The organism is Brevundimonas sp. Root1423 (assembly GCF_001426805.1).
On the sequence record NZ_LMFL01000034.1, the window covers coordinates 156,768 to 170,215 of the forward strand.

At 70.4% G+C, this 13,448-nt stretch carries 17 protein-coding genes; 3 read left to right on the plus strand and 14 right to left on the minus strand.

Annotated features, from left to right (window positions below):
* The 12 genes from tilS to ruvC all read right to left on the minus strand — a co-directional run bounded on the left by tilS (window position 1) and on the right by ruvC (window position 9,825).
* On the minus strand, window positions 1–1,404 hold the full coding sequence (gene tilS / locus ASD25_RS19295) for a tRNA lysidine(34) synthetase TilS (RefSeq protein ID WP_369816638.1): 1,404 nt from the start codon (window positions 1,402–1,404) through the stop codon (window positions 1–3).
* Window positions 1,350–2,252, minus strand: coding sequence for a tetratricopeptide repeat protein (locus ASD25_RS19300; RefSeq protein WP_056619720.1), 903 nt, complete (start codon window positions 2,250–2,252; stop codon window positions 1,350–1,352). Before ASD25_RS19300 ends, tilS begins: the two co-directional genes overlap by 55 nt.
* Before the next feature lie 60 nt (window positions 2,253–2,312).
* Window positions 2,313–2,864, minus strand: coding sequence for a peptidoglycan-associated lipoprotein Pal (gene pal / locus ASD25_RS19305; RefSeq protein ID WP_056620115.1), 552 nt, complete (start codon window positions 2,862–2,864; stop codon window positions 2,313–2,315).
* A 125-nt stretch (window positions 2,865–2,989) separates the two neighbouring features.
* Window positions 2,990–4,354, minus strand: a complete 1,365-nt coding sequence (tolB, locus tag ASD25_RS19310; RefSeq protein ID WP_056619723.1) for a Tol-Pal system beta propeller repeat protein TolB — start codon at window positions 4,352–4,354, stop codon at window positions 2,990–2,992.
* A 106-nt stretch (window positions 4,355–4,460) separates the two neighbouring features.
* Window positions 4,461–5,255 (minus strand): hypothetical protein, encoded by a 795-nt coding sequence (locus ASD25_RS19315; RefSeq protein ID WP_056619725.1) that lies wholly within the window; start codon window positions 5,253–5,255, stop codon window positions 4,461–4,463.
* Window positions 5,256–5,259: 4 nt separating this feature from the next.
* Complete coding sequence (locus ASD25_RS19320) at window positions 5,260–5,715, minus strand: ExbD/TolR family protein (protein WP_056619726.1); 456 nt, start codon at window positions 5,713–5,715, stop codon at window positions 5,260–5,262.
* 3 nt (window positions 5,716–5,718) lie between these two features.
* The gene (tolQ, locus tag ASD25_RS19325) at window positions 5,719–6,471 is read right to left on the minus strand and encodes a protein TolQ (protein ID WP_056619729.1); all 753 of its coding nucleotides are present in this window, start codon (window positions 6,469–6,471) and stop codon (window positions 5,719–5,721) included.
* A gap of 155 nt (window positions 6,472–6,626) precedes the next feature.
* Entirely contained in the window at window positions 6,627–7,073 is a 447-nt protein-coding gene (ybgC, locus tag ASD25_RS19330; protein WP_056619734.1) for a tol-pal system-associated acyl-CoA thioesterase, read from the minus strand.
* Window positions 7,070–7,444 carry a hypothetical protein gene (locus ASD25_RS19335; protein ID WP_056619737.1) on the minus strand — a complete coding sequence of 125 codons (375 nt, stop codon included), beginning with the start codon at window positions 7,442–7,444 and terminating at the stop codon, window positions 7,070–7,072. Before ASD25_RS19335 ends, ybgC begins: the two co-directional genes overlap by 4 nt.
* Window positions 7,445–7,513: 69 nt before the next feature.
* Window positions 7,514–8,542 (minus strand): Holliday junction branch migration DNA helicase RuvB, encoded by a 1,029-nt coding sequence (gene ruvB / locus ASD25_RS19340; protein WP_056619741.1) that lies wholly within the window; start codon window positions 8,540–8,542, stop codon window positions 7,514–7,516.
* A gap of 153 nt (window positions 8,543–8,695) precedes the next feature.
* Complete coding sequence (gene ruvA / locus ASD25_RS19345; protein WP_056619744.1) at window positions 8,696–9,313, minus strand: Holliday junction branch migration protein RuvA; 618 nt, start codon at window positions 9,311–9,313, stop codon at window positions 8,696–8,698.
* On the minus strand, window positions 9,310–9,825 hold the full coding sequence (gene ruvC / locus ASD25_RS19350; RefSeq protein WP_056619747.1) for a crossover junction endodeoxyribonuclease RuvC: 516 nt from the start codon (window positions 9,823–9,825) through the stop codon (window positions 9,310–9,312). Before ruvC ends, ruvA begins: the two co-directional genes overlap by 4 nt.
* A 95-nt stretch (window positions 9,826–9,920) precedes the next feature.
* Here ruvC and ASD25_RS19355 point away from each other — a divergent pair, with 95 nt between their 5' ends.
* Window positions 9,921–10,334, plus strand: a complete 414-nt coding sequence (locus ASD25_RS19355) for a MarR family winged helix-turn-helix transcriptional regulator (protein WP_056619751.1) — start codon at window positions 9,921–9,923, stop codon at window positions 10,332–10,334.
* Window positions 10,327–11,562: an MFS transporter gene (locus ASD25_RS19360; protein WP_056619754.1), complete on the plus strand. Its 1,236-nt coding sequence runs from the start codon at window positions 10,327–10,329 to the stop codon at window positions 11,560–11,562. Before ASD25_RS19355 ends, ASD25_RS19360 begins: the two co-directional genes overlap by 8 nt.
* Window positions 11,563–11,681: 119 nt before the next feature.
* Here ASD25_RS19360 and ASD25_RS19365 read toward each other — a convergent pair whose 3' ends face one another.
* Window positions 11,682–12,368, minus strand: a complete 687-nt coding sequence (locus ASD25_RS19365; protein WP_056619757.1) for an MgtC/SapB family protein — start codon at window positions 12,366–12,368, stop codon at window positions 11,682–11,684.
* Between the two features lie 67 nt (window positions 12,369–12,435).
* The gene (locus tag ASD25_RS19370) at window positions 12,436–13,125 is read right to left on the minus strand and encodes an MgtC/SapB family protein (protein WP_235562794.1); all 690 of its coding nucleotides are present in this window, start codon (window positions 13,123–13,125) and stop codon (window positions 12,436–12,438) included.
* A gap of 116 nt (window positions 13,126–13,241) precedes the next feature.
* Here ASD25_RS19370 and ASD25_RS19375 point away from each other — a divergent pair, with 116 nt between their 5' ends.
* Window positions 13,242–13,448, plus strand: coding sequence for a hypothetical protein (locus ASD25_RS19375; RefSeq protein ID WP_056619759.1), 207 nt, complete (start codon window positions 13,242–13,244; stop codon window positions 13,446–13,448).

Sequence of the window (13,448 nt, forward strand, 5' to 3'; positions counted from 1 at the left end):
TCAGGTCGAAAATAGGGGGTTCCGGAGCGTTTCGCCATGGAAGACGGCGCCCAGATCCCTTTCGTGCGTCATTCGGTCCAGCGCGAGCGCCAGTCTCTGTTCGACCAGCGACCGCGCCCTCGCCCCTGTCCGTGCAAGAACCGGGGCGCTCTTTTCGTTCCGGATCAGGACAGGTTCTCCGGCGCGGGCGGCGGGTGGAAGGGCTTTAAGGGCGGCGCGGTCGGCGTCTGACAGCGTGGCCATCCGACCGGCGGCGGGAACGACGAACCAGCCTGTTTCGTCCATCATGATGGCCCAGCGCCCGTCCCAGACGGCTTCGACGCCGGGCGTCAGCGGCAGGGGCGGCGGCGGGCGACGCGTCAGTTCGCCGGGCTCGCGGGCAATGGCGACTCGGTCCCCGGCGGCCTCGATGCGGGCGCCGCAGAGGGTGGTGGTGAAGGGGGCGTTGGAACGGAGGCGGGTCACGAGGGTGGAAAGCCGGTCCCCGCGCGGGGGGCGGTCGCCGCCGCCGGCGCAGACGAGGGCGGCGGCGAGGGTGCCGGGGTCAGTGGAGCGATCCAGAACAAGCGGCGATCCCTCTCCCGTCGGGAGAGGGCTTGAGCGCACGGCGGCGACGCCGTCGGCCCTGCGCGAAAGGGTGAGGGTCAGTTGTTCGTGGGCGGCTACGCCGCTTCCCCGGTCGACCCTCATCCGGCGCTGCGCGCCACCTTCTCCCATCGGGAGAAGGGAAGTCCGGGCGCGGCTCCTCGCATATTTCGGATCGTCATTGGCCGGATCGTCGATCCAACTAACTTCGCGGACCGCCAGCCAGTCGCGCACTTCGGCGCGTCCCGCGTCCAGCATCGGACGCAGCAGCATCAGACCCCGGCCTTCGGGCCAGGCGGGTGACGGCGCCCACTCGCGCAACCGACCCAGTGTCGATCCCTCGTCCCGCATGACTTCGCCCTCGGCGATGTCGTCAGCGGTGTGGGCGAACAGGACGACGCGGGCGCCGGCCTCACGCGCCGCATCGGCGATCAGGCCGTGGCGAGCGCGGCGGGCGGCTGCGGGCAGGCCCGTCGAGGGCTTCGAGCCGGCCCATTTCAGGCCCCGCCACTCTGCGCCGACCTCGCGGGCGGCGTGTTCGGCGAAGGCCGTCCAGCCGGCGCTCTCCGGGCTGAGACCGTGGTCGACCGTCAGGGCCAGCAGCCGCCGCCCGTTCCCGCGCGCCCAGTCGGCGGCGACATGCAGCAGGGCGATGGAGTCTCCCCCGCCCGACAGCGCCAGAGCGAACGGATAGTCGGCGTTGCGCTCCAGCCGGGCGGACAGGCGGTCCCTGACCGGCGCGGTCCAGTCCTGGGGAGTCGGGGTCAGCCCGGCCGCCGGGGCGGCGTGGCCACGGGGGCCGCAGCCGGCGCGGCGCAGCCGATGCGGGTCCGCGTCTCGGTCGCCCGGGTGCGCACGGCCGGCGTCGCGGCCGTGGCGTAGCGGCGGGTGAACTCGGTCAGGGCGGTGCAGGCCTGGGTCTTGCGGTCGGTGGCGTTCAGCGCGCTGGCCAGCTCCAGCGTCGTCGCCGGGGCCCAGGGCGTCGTCGGCCAGCCACGCAGGGCGGCGGCGTAAGCAGAGACCGCGCCGGCGTGATCGCCCGCCGAAACGCGGAGGTCGCCCAGACGGCTGTTGGCCTCGGCCGCCTGTGGCGTATCGGGCCAGGCGGCGATGACGGTCTGCAGGGCGCGGTCGCCCCGCGCCGGGTCGCTGGCCGCCAGACGCGCGGCGGCGGTCAGGTCGCGGGCGGCGTCGCCGGTGGGCGAGGTGGTCGGGATGGGGGCGTTCAGCTCGGCCTCGCGGGCGGCTGCGGCCTCCATTGTCCGAACCTTGGTCTCGGCGTCACGCACGCGGGTGGTCAGGGATGAGTTGTCCCGCTGAACCTCGTCCAGTTGGAAGGTCAGCCGCTCCAGGTCGGCGTTCACGCGCTGGACCGTCGCTTCCATGTCGCCCAGGCGGCGGTCCATCAGGCCCACGCGGCCCTGCAGCGCCACGACTTCCGCGTCCGGCTCGATGATCACCGGCTGGCCGGCGGCGTTGCGTTGTGTCACGGCGCGCTCGAGGCGTCGCACGTTGCGATCCAGCTGGTCCAGCCGGCGCTTGTCCCACTGGATCGGCTCCAGCGGCGCGGTCTGGGCCACGACGGTCGTGGTCCCGGCGATCAGGATCACGCCAAGGACCGAGACCAGGGCGTTCCGGGTGCGGAGGGCGGCGGGCAGCTTCAGCATGGTCTTTTCGTCCCAGGGCCGCCTCCCCGCCGCGGATGCGACGGAGAGGCGCAGTCTTGTTTAGCGCGTCGCGCCCGAGACGATGGCGGTGTGGGCGTTGCGGTTGCGGGCGAAGGCCTCCTCGGTCGAACCGGCGGCGATCGGGCGCTCCTTGCCATAGCTGATCGTGTCGATGCGGCCGGCGTTGACGCCGCGCTCGACCAGATAGGTGCGGACCGATTCAGCGCGGCGGGCGCCGAGGGCCAGGTTGTATTCGCGGGTGCCGCGTTCGTCGGCGTTGCCCTCGATACGAACCGTCACATTCGGATAGCGCTGCAGCCAGGCGACCTGGGCGTCCATGCGCGGATAGACTTCCGGACGCAGCTGGTAGCTGTCGAGATCGAAATAGACGCGGTCGCCGACGTTGACGACGAAGTCCTGTTCCGAGCCCGGGGCCGGGGCGCCCACCGTGCCGCCGGTGATCGGCGGGTTGGGGTCGCGGTATTGATCGTTGCTGACGGGCGGCACGGACTCGCCGGCGCCGGTGTCGACGGGCTTGCGCGGGGTGCAGGCGGCGATAGCGGTCACGGTCAGACCGACAGCGGCCAGACGGACCAGGTTCGAGGGCTTCATCATCGGATCGTCTCCTTGGGGCGAGGCCGCGGCCTCCAGCTTGGCTATAAAAGGTTGCTACTGACGGGCCACGCGTTTCACCAGTCGCGATAACGCGGGATTGAGCCGAATGGCTCCGCTTGTGATCAGGTGGGGCAGCCGTCCGGGCCGCCGCCTCCGAGGTTCGAGGGCTGTTCGTCCAGAAGCGGCGACCAGGCGGGGTCGGACCCGCGGCCGTTGTAGCCTGCCTGCGAGACTACCCGTCCCGAAAGATCCACGGTCCACAGCCGGGTGTCGCCGCCCGGGCTCTGGCGCGCGAACATGATGTAGCGGCCGTTCGGGGCCCAGGACGGGCCCTCCTCGAAATAGCTGGACGACAGGATGCGCTCGCCCGAGCCGTCGGGGCGCATGACTCCGGTCGAGAACCGGCCGCCGCCCTGTTTGGTGAAGGCGATCAGGTCGCCGCGCGGGCTCCAGTTCGGGGCCGTGTACAGGCCGCCGCCGCGGGCGATGGCGCGCTGGCCGGTGCCGTCCGCGCGCATCACGTACAGGCGGGCGCTGCCCGAGCGGTCCGAGGTGAAGACGATCTGGCTGTTGTCCGGGCTGAACGAGGGCGAGGTGTCGATGCCGGGATCGGTCGTCAGGCGGCGCGTCTGGCGGCTGGACAGATCCATCACATAGACGTCGGTGTTGCCGCCCCGGATGATCGAGAAGGCCATCTTGGTCCCGTCGTTCGAGAAGCGCGGAGCCAGCACCTGACCGTCGAACTCGCCCAGGCTTTCACGGCGGCCGGTGGACAGGTTGTACAGGTAGATGCGGCTGTAATCCTTGCCCAGCGCCACATAGGTGATCTCGTTCGGATCGCTCAGCGAGAAGCGCGGCGACATGATGATCTCGTCGCCCTGGGTCAGATAGACAGGGTTGAACCCGTCCTGATCCGAGATGGCGAGGCGCGACAGCCGGTTCAGCTGGGTGCCGCTTTCCGAGACGAAGACCACGCGGCTGTCGAACAGGCCGGTCTCGCCGGTCATGCGCTGGTAGATCAGGTCGGCGATCTTGTGGCCGATGCGGCGCCACTGTTCGGGCGTGGCGGTGAACTGGTACGAAGCCAGCTGGCACTGGCGGATGGGATCATAGAGTCGGAAGCCGAAATCGTTGCGGCCGTCCGGGCGGGGCGACACAGCGCCGTAAAGCACGGCCTGTGCGCCGATCGAGGTCCACTGGGGAAAGTTGGGGGCGTTGGCGAGCGTCAGGCCCGTCTCGACGAAGCTGGCCGGGTCCATCGGCTCGAAATAGCCCGAGCGGCGCAGGTCGGCGCGGATGACGTTGCCCAGGTCCGAACCGTTCTGGCCGGTGAAGTTGACCACGGCGATCTGCAGCGGACGCAGCACGCCCTGATCGATCTCGACCTCGACCGGATCGCCGGATTGCGGAGGCGGGGTCTGGGCCGTGACCGAGGTCGCGGTCATCGCCATGAGGGCGACGCTCGCCAGAAGTCGGTTCAGTCGCATCAAGGGCTCCCGCAGTTCAAACCTGTGCCGGTCCTTATCGCCAGACCGTGCGCATAAGGCCAGCATGGCCGTGATTGGGGCGACTTTCAGGCCCTGCCACGCTTGATCAGCGATTGGCGCAGGCGCGTTCGGTCACAAAGGTCGGACGGAAGGGGCCGCCCGGGAAGCCTTCCGGAACCTCGAAGGGCGCGGTCTGACGAATCGCCCGCACCGCCCCGTCGGCGGCGGCGCGCCAGACGGGGTCTGACTGGGCCCCGATCAGGGTCGGACCGGAGGTGATGCGGCCACGCGCATCCAGCGTCACATCCATCTGGATCCGCAGGTTCCGCGCGCCCGGGATGTCACAGGGCAGACTCCAGTTCGGATAGACCTGATTGAAGATGGCCGTGATCTGCGGCCCGGTCGCCCGGGGCGCCGCGCCCTGCCCCTGCTGGCCGGTGGCTGGACGGGTGCCGGGGCGGGTGGCCGGACGCGCCGGCCCGGCGAGGGCGTCGAGGTCCAGCGTCTCCTCGCGGCGCGGCGGGGTCGGGCGAGGCGGAGTCGGTTGCGCGCGTGGCGGCGTGGGCCGGGGCGGCGTCGGACGCGGTGGCGTCGGCGCCTTCTTTACCGGCGTCGGCGTGGGCAGCGGCGGCGGAACCGGCTTCGGCTCGGGCGGCGCGGGGACGGGCTCGGGCGGCGGCGCGACGGGCGCCGTGGCGGCGTCCTCGGTGACCAGTTCCTCGCTCGGATTGTCGGCGGCGGCGGCCTCGATCACGGTGTCGGACACGATCGACACCGGCACGGCGTTGACGACCGGACGCGGCGCCGCCTTCGGCGCGAACAGGCCGATGCCCAGCACGGCGGCGATGACGCCGGCGTGCACGAGGACGGATCCGATCAGGGCCGGGCCGGGCCGTTCCAAGGCGTCAGCCCTCCCCCGAAGCCGAGGTGTCGGTGATCAGGTTCATCTTGGTGAAGCCGGCGCCCGACAGACGCGCCATCACCCGCGCCACGGCCTGATACGGCGCACGCCCGTCGGCGCGGACGAAGACCGGCTTGTCGCGCGCGCCCTCGCCGCCTTCCTGCGCCACGGCCAGGATCAGGCGATCCCAGGCGACCTCGCTGTCGGCGACGAAGATGGCGCCGTCGCGGTCGATCGAGACCACCACCGGCTCCTGATTCGTCTCGACGGCGCTGGCCTCGGTCTTGGGCAGTTCGACCTCGACCCCGGTCGTCAGCAGGGGCGCCGAGATCATGAAGATGATCAGCAGCACCAGCATGACGTCGACCAGCGGCGTCACGTTGATTTCGCTCAGCGGCCGCTTGCGCGCCCGTCTGCGGCCCCGGACGTGTCCGCCACCGCCCCCGCCAGCCAGCGCCATGGCTCAGAGCTCCCGGCGGCTGTAGTCGCCCGGCGTGGTCACCGGCGGCGACGACGGCGCGTTCGAGCCGCCCAGACGGCGCGCTACGGCGGCCTGCAGGTCGTCCGCGAAGCTCTCCAGCCGGCCCGTGAACTTGCCCGCGTCGATCGAGAATTTGTTGTAGGCGATATAGGCCGGGATGGCGGCCGCAAGGCCCAGCGCCGTGGCGAACAGGGCCTCGGAAATGGCAGGGGCCACGGTCGACAGATTGGTGTTGCCCGACAGGGCGATGGCCCCGAAGGCGTTCATGATGCCCCAGACCGTGCCGAACAGGCCGATGAAGGGCGAGGACGTCGCCACCACCGACAGCACGCCCAGACCGTTCTCGACCCGCTGGCCCTCGCGGGCGATCAGGCTGTCCAGCGCGCGGTCGATGCGCGACATCAGCAGATTGGCGTGGTTCTCGGTCAGCGGGCCCCGCGTCCGGGCCTCGCGCCAGTCGGCCAGGGCGATGACCAGCATGCGCGGCAGGGGGTGGGCCGGGTTCGGCCCCGCCTGGGCGGCGATCTCTTCCAGCGACCGGCCCGAGCCGACCGCCTGTTCGAAACTGTTCGCCTGACTGTTCAGCGAGGCGAAGCGCACCGCCTTGTCGATGATCACGGCCCACGACCACAGGGAGGCGACGACCAGTCCCAGCATGATGGCCTGCACGACGATGTCGGCCGTCAGGAACAGGGTCACGGGGTTGATCATCGAGGCTTCGGCGGCGGTGGTCATCGGAATCCTTCCGTCTGTCCGTCCCTGTGCACCGGACGGGCGTGGCGGTTATGTGGCGTAGGGCCGGGCGCGAATCCGGTTCTGCCGAGGTGTAGCCACCGCGTCACCTGTCTGCACGTGACAGGTTCGCAATGTTCTCACGCTTCGCGCTGCAATCAGCCTTCGCGCAGCCAGGGCCCGATCTTCTCGACCAGGGTCCGCGTCGGTCGCCGCGGCCGTCCGTCCATATGGATGCAGACCACCTCGACATCGGCCCGGCACAGCACGTCCTCGCCGCGGGTGACGGTCTGGGAGATCAGCAGCCGCGGCCCCTTCACCGCGTCGTAGTGGGTCCGCACCACCAGCGCATCGTCGATCCGCGCCGGCTTGAGGAAGTTCAGCGCCATCTTCGTGACCACGAAGGCCATCGGCTGGTCGCCGTCCAGCAGATCGGCGTGGCCGATCCCCATCAGCCTCAGGCAGTCGGACCGCCCCCGCTCGAAATAGCGAACATAGTTGGCGTGATAGACCAGACCGGTGAAGTCGGTGTCCTCGTAATAGACGCGGACGGGCAGACGGTGTTCGCGGCCCTCGAAGCGGCCGGTTGTGGGCAGGTCGGTCATGGGGTCGCCGGCGGCGGCGTGGGCAGGTGCGGACAGTCGGCGCGCAGCATGGCCTGGAATTCGGTCGCCAGAGGGTCGTCGCTCATCATGATCCGGTTGGGCCGCGAGATGAAACTCCAGGCGCCCGCCTCGCCGCGCCGCCCGACATAGCCGCAGACGACGCGGCCGCGGCCCTCGTCCAGCAGGCGGATCTCCGCAGTGCGGCCCAGTTGCTCGCGGGCCTGACGCAGCACCCGGCGCGCGGCCGGTTCCTCGGTGAAGCCGGGACGCGAGGCCTCGACCGTCTTCCACAGGATCACCGCGCCCAGCAGCAGCACCGCGGCGCCCAGCACCGCGATCAGCCGTTCGCTTCGGATCGCCCCTCGCGCCATTCCGTCTCCCTTCGGGCGAAGCATGCCGGGGTTCGGCGATTGCGTGAAGAGGCCGCCGGATCGATGGAATTATTTGGAGCCGAACAGCCCGCCCTGCTCGGGCGTCCTCGGCGGTTCCGTAAGGCCCAGATGCGCATACGCTTTCGCGCAGGCCATCCGTCCGCGCGGCGTGCGCTGGATGAAGCCCTGCTGCAGCAGATAGGGCTCGATCACGTCCTCGACCGCATCGCGCGCCTCGGCGATAGCGGCCGCCAGTGTGTCCATACCAACGGGCCCGCCGCCGTAGTTCTCGATCAGGGCCTTGAGGAAGCGGCGGTCGTTGGCGTCCAGCCCCGCCTCGTCGACCTCAAGCCGCGCCAGCGCCCGCGCCGCCGACAGCTTGTCGATCTTCCCCTCGGGTCCAGCGAAGTCGCGCACCCGGCGCAGCAGCCGGCCGGCCACGCGCGGCGTGCCTCGCGACCGGCTGGCGATCTCGCGCGCGCCCTCGTCGTCGATGGCCACGCCCATCTTGCGCGCCGCGCCGGTGATGACCCGCACCAGTTCGTCGGGCGTGTAAAACTCCAGCCGCAGCGGGATGCCGAACCGGTCGCGCAGGGGCGTGGCCAGCAGGCCCGCCCGCGTCGTCGCCCCGACAAGGGTGAAGGGCGCCAGATCGATCCGCACCGAGCGGGCCGAGGGTCCTTCGCCGATGATCAGGTCCAGCACATGGTCTTCCATGGCCGGGTACAGGATCTCCTCGACCGTCGGCGCGAGGCGGTGGATCTCGTCGATGAACAGCACGTCCCGCGGTTCGAGATTGGTCAGGATGGCCGCGAGGTCGCCGGCCTTGGCCAGGATCGGCCCCGAGGTGGCGCGGAAGCCGACGCCCAGTTCGCGCGCCACGATCTGCGCCAGCGTCGTCTTGCCCAGCCCCGGGGGCCCGAACAGCAGCACGTGGTCCAGCGCCTCGCCGCGGCCGCGCGCGGCGTCGATGAAGACCTTCAGATTGCCCTTGGCCTGCTCCTGCCCGACGAACTCGGACAGGGTCTGCGGCCGCAGGGCGCGGTCGTGGACCTCGCCGGGGACGGGGGACGGGTCTACCAGCCTGTTCTCAGTCATGCCCACACCCGCTCATCCCGGCGAAAGCCGGGACCCAGTCCTGTCCAGCTTGGCGCATGTGTTTCAGGACGACCCTCCGACGCGCAGATGCAAGGGCTCCATCACCCAAAGCACTGGGTCCCGGCTTTCGCCGGGATGAGCGGAAAAGAGATTTCAACGCCCCAGCTCCTGCAGGGCGGCGCGGATCACGGCCGACAGTTCGGCGTCCTCGCCGAGGCGGATCAGCGCCTGATCGACGGCGCGGCGCGCGTTGACCTCGGCCACGCCCAGACCCAGCAGGGCGGAGACAGCCTCGCCGGTGACGCTGGGAACCGGCGCCGCGGCCTCGGCGTGCATGCCCGGCGCGCTCGGCGTGAACGACACATCGCCCAGCGGCTTGCCCTTCAGTTCGGTGACGATGCGCAGGGCCAGCTTGGGCCCGACGCCGTTGGCCCGGGCCACCGCCGCCTTGTCGTCGCGCGCCACCGCCGCCGCCAGCTCGCCGGGCGGCAGGACGTCCAGCACCGACAGCGCCGCCTTGGGCCCCACGCCCTGGATGCCGGTCAGGGTGGTGAAGGCCCCACGGTCGTCGCGGGTCAGAAAGCCGTACAGCCGCGGCCCGTTCTCGGCTGACCAGCTCGATTCGATATGCAGGGTCGCCTCGTCGCCCGGCGCCGGCAGCCGCTGAAGCGTCCGCGCTCCGCAGGCCACGACATAGCCGACCCCGGCGCAGTCGATCAGGCAGTGATCCTGCTCCACCTCGGCCAGCACACCTCTCAGACGGCCGATCATGCGGCGCCCCGCAGGGTGGTCAGCAGGGTCCGCTTGCGCATCTGCGCATGGGTGATCGCCACCGCCAGCGCATCGGCCGCATCCGCCTTCACGTCTCCGGCGGAGGGCAGAAGCCGCTTCACCATGAAGGCGATCTGGATCTTGTCCGCATGGCCGGCCCCGACCACCGCCTTCTTGATCAGGTTCGGCGAATATTCCGCCACCGGCAGGCCGCAGCGCGCGGGGGCCAGCATGACCGCCGCCCGGGCGTGGCCCAGCTTCAGCGTCGACGACGGGTTCATGTTGACGAACACCTCCTCGATTGCCGCCTCGTCGCAGCCGTGCGAAGCGCAGACCTCGCCCAACGCCTCCAGCAGGAACAGCAGCCGCTCGCTGAACGGCGCGGCCTCGGGCGGGGCGACCACCCCGTGCGCGACCCAGCGCAGACGCGACCCCTCGGCCACGACAACGCCCCATCCGGTGCGGCGAAGGCCGGGGTCCAGTCCGAGAATGCGAGTCGGTTCGTTCGTCATTCGTTCCATTCATGCCGCAAAGAAGGTTGATGGACAATGACCGGCGCGCGACGATGGCTGTTGCATATGCAACGACCTTGTGCCTTGTATATGCAATGGACGATCTCTCCCCCTGCATCTGCGGCCGCCTGCGCCGCACCTCCCGCGCCCTGACCCGGCTGTATGACGAGGCGCTCGCGCCGGTCGGGATCACGGTCACCCAGTTCTCGGTCATGCGGACGCTCGGCCGACTGGACCGGCCGAGCCTCATGGAACTCGCCGAGACCACCGCCCACGAGAAGAGCGCCCTGTGGCGCACGCTCCAGCCGCTGGTGAAGCAGGGCTGGATCGCCGCCGTGGCCGAAAAGGGCGCGCGGGGACAGAAGCTGTCCCTCACCCCCGCCGGGCGGGAAAAACTGTCCGACGCCCTGCCGCACTGGCGCACGGCGCAGGCCCGCGTCGCCCAAACCCTCGGCCCGCGCGAGGCCGCCCTGATCGCCCTGCTGGCCGAGGTCGAAGCCCATGTCTGACGACTCGCCCGCCCCTGAAGCCAACCTGTCGCGCAAGGCCTGGATCATGATCCTGACCGGCGCCCTGATCGTCACCCTGTCCATGGGCGTGCGGCAGGCGTTCGGCCTGTTCCTGCGGCCCATCGGCATGGATCTGGAGATCGACCGGCAGACCTTCGGCCTCGTCATCGCCGCCCAGAACCTGCTGTTTGGCCTGATCCAGCCCTTCGTCGGCGCCTGGGCCGACAAATACGGCGCCGGGCGCGTCGCCGTCGGCGGGGCGCTGGTCTATGGCGCGGGCCTGCTGATCGCCGCCAGCGCCGCGGACGCCATGGGTCTGATGCTGGGCTTCGGCGTCCTGACGGGCCTCGCCATGTCGGGCGTGACCTTCGTGGTCGTGCTGGGCGCCGTCGGGCGCATCGTCCCGCCCGGCAAGCGCACCCTCGCCTTCGGCATCGTCACCGCCGGCGGTTCGCTGGGCCAGTTCCTCGTCGTCCCGGCCGCGCAGGGCCTGCTGGACGCGCTGGACTGGCGGATCACCCTGTTCGTCATGGCCGCGCTGGTCGCCCTGATCATCCCGCTGGCGCTGGGCGTGGCGGGCAAGCCGCCCGCCAGCGACGCCCGCGACGGCCCGCCCCTCAGGGAAGCGCTGGCCGAGGCCGGGCGCCATCCCAGCTTCTGGCTGCTGAACCTCGGCTTCTTCGTCTGCGGCTTCCACATCGCCTTCGTCGGCACCCACCTGCCCGCCTACATCCGCGACGAGGGCCTGTCGGCCAGCGTCGGCGCAGGAGCGCTGGCCCTGATCGGCCTGTTCAACATCGCCGGCTCATGGCTGTGGGGCGCCTGGGGCTCGAACCAGTCCAAGAAGGGCCTGCTGGCCCTGCTCTACGCCCTGCGCGGCGTGGCCATCGCCCTGTTCCTGATCGTGCCCCTGTCGTCGGCCAGCGTGCTGGTCTTCGCCGCCGCTTTCGGCTTCCTGTGGCTGGGCACGGTGCCGCTGACGACCGGACTGGTGGGCCAGATCTACGGCGTGCGCCACCTGTCGGCTCTGGGCGGCATCGTCTTCCTCAGCCATCAGGTCGGCGCCTTCCTCGGCGCCTGGACCGCCGGTCTGGCCTTCGACGCGACCGGGTCCTACGCGATCATCTGGATGATCTCGATCGGTCTGGCGCTGGTCGCCGCCCTCGCCAACCTGCCGATCAGGGAAGCACCGCTGGTCCGCCCGGCCGCGCTCCAGCCCGCCGAATGAAAGTGCGCATCCTCATCGGCGTCGGACTGGCCGCCGTGCTCGGCCTCGGCGTCTGCCTGTGGAGCCGCAACGGTCTGGCGGTCTGGGTCGACGCCGCCATCGCCTTCTGCACCTGAGGCCTATTCGTCCCGCGGCATGACCGAGAACTCGGCCAGACCCTTCTGCGCCGACAGCCGGCTGACCAGCCCGTCAATGTCCATCGGCATCTGGCCCTTCACCTTCATGTGGTGCTCGTGCTGGGCGCCCGACTGGCAGATCATGTGGCCAATACGGACCGCCTTCATGCCGGACCCCTTCAGCATGTCGCGCAGCGCCTTCTCGGCCGGCGCCGCGCCGCGTTTCCAGCGCAGGGTGACGTCCATCACCCCGATGTGCGGCAGTTTGGCGTCCAGCAGGCGCAGCACGGCCAGCACCGCCAGCGTCGCCCCCGACCCGATCAGGGCCAGGTCCAGCATGCCGACGCCGAACAGCACCCCGATGGCCGAGGTCACCCACAGCGAGGCCGCCGTGGTCAGGCCGTGGACCGAAAACCCCTCGCGGAAAATCACCCCGGCGCAGAGAAAGCCGATCCCGGTCAGCAGGCCGTGAGACATCCGTGTCGGGTCGATCACCACCGTCTGGCCCGGCAGGGCCGTGAACGCCCAGGTCGACTGGTGCATCGCCGCCAGCATCAGCAGGCAGGATGTCAGGCAGACAAGAATATGGGTGCGGAATCCCGCCGGGTGCCCGTGATAGGTGCGCTCTATGCCGATCAGCCCCCCGGCTGTCATGGCCGCTGCAACGGGCCAGGCCAGATCCCAGTTCATCTGTGTAATTCGCTCCGCAAACTGACGAATCTCCAGCGTAGCGCCGGGAGTCGTTTGCGGGCAAGCGTCAGTCGTCGCGAGGATCCAGCTTGTAGGCCGTCACGCCCTCTATGGTCCGCAGGCGCAGGGCCAGGGCCCTCAGCGCCGCCTCATCCGCCAGCTTGAGACGGAAGCTGCGGCGCAGGTGATCGCCGTCGATCAATTCGAACCGGTCCGCGCGCCGGGCCCGGTCCACGCTCTCCAGCGCCGCGTCGATCTGCGCCTCGGCCTCCAGATCCCCCCGCGCCCAGACCACCTCGGCGTCGACCACCGACTTCTGCGGCAGCTTCAGACTGACCAGCCGCAGGCCCAGCAGTATGGTGACCGTCAGCACCGTGCCCGTCACGCCCAGCGCGAACAACCCGGCCCCGAACAGAAGGCCCAGCGCGGCGGTGATCCACAGCGACGCCGCCGTGGTCAGACCATGGATCGAGAAACCCGACCGGAAGATCACTCCCGCGCACAGGAAGCCGATCCCGGTCAGCACGCCATGCGCCATCCGGGCCGGATCGCTGACGATCTCGGTGCCCGCCATCGGCAGGAACCGCCATGCGCCCTGCGAGACCGCCGCCTCCATCAGCAGGGCCGACGCCAGACAGACGAGGATGTGGGTGCGGAATCCGGCCGCCCTGCCCCGCCATTCGCGCTCGAACCCGATCAACCCGCCAGCCAGTACGGCGGCCAGCAAGGGCAGGGCGAAACCGGGCAGGTCTGTCATGTCCATGGTCCCGCAACGGTCAAGCCTGCGCGCTGTTCCGCCTGAGGAACCGGGTGCGTCCATTGTGCATTCAAGCCGCTTGGCGGCGTCGCCCGGCCGCTCAGCAGGAGGCCGCGATGCCCGGCCGGAACGACCGTTGTCTGCGCGCCGAAAACTACGCGGCCCTGAAGGCCGAGGTGCTTCGCGCCGCTGTCGAGCTTTCCGAAGAGCAGCTGCTGGACCTGACCGACGCCATGCACGTCATCCTGCGTCTGCGCCGCCCCGGCCGCGCCGTCCGCAATCCCGACGGCTGGGTCACCGACGAGCTTCGCAGCTTCGCCTGA